General features: G+C 70.8%; 1 protein-coding gene. It reads right to left on the reverse strand.

The genetic code is table 11. From position 1 onward, the window contains the following. Window positions 1-460, reverse strand: a 460-nt coding sequence (locus GO308_RS18570; RefSeq protein ID WP_240886453.1) for a DUF736 domain-containing protein, incomplete at its 3' end; no start/stop codon positions are given. Window positions 461-571: the final 111 nt, after the last annotated feature.

Below are 571 nucleotides of genomic sequence, written 5' to 3' on the forward strand. Positions count from 1 at the left end.
CGCCGGCGGTGGATTCGCCGAGGCCGTCGCTGGCGGCACCGGCGGGCTCGCCCGTGCCCGCACCGTCCTCGGTGCCCGGGAACGGCGGCAGGCCGTCGTCGCCGCCCTTGGGCGCCATCGCGGCCGTCACGTCGCGGCGGCGCTGCGGGCGCTGCCAGACGAGGTTGTACGAGCCGTCCTGCTGGCGGAACGCCGAGATGTAGAGCGGCTGCGCGAGGCTCGGATCGTCGATCCGGCCGTTCAGGAACGCCTCGCCGGTGGCGCTGGCGGTCAGCTCGAACAGCGCACCGACCTGCACCCACGACCGCGACGCCTGGTTGAGCGCGTGGACCTCGTACTTCGGCGCCTTCGGGTTGGCGCTGCGCACTTCGCGGAGCGCGATCGTCATCACGACGGTCAGGGTCGACACGCGGCCGATGAAGATGCCGGCGTCGTTCTGCTTGATGGAACCGATGTTCATGGCGAAAACCTCCTGGTCGATGCTCTCGAACCCCTTGTCCGAGACACCTCACTCTCACCCACTCCTCTCCCCGGCCGTCGGCCGGGCAGGCGCGATAAGCGCCCTCATCGC

Origin of the sequence: Sphingomonas sp. SFZ2018-12 (assembly GCF_022496715.1) — a bacterium.
In the GTDB taxonomy this organism is placed as follows: Bacteria; Pseudomonadota; Alphaproteobacteria; order Sphingomonadales; family Sphingomonadaceae; genus Sphingomonas.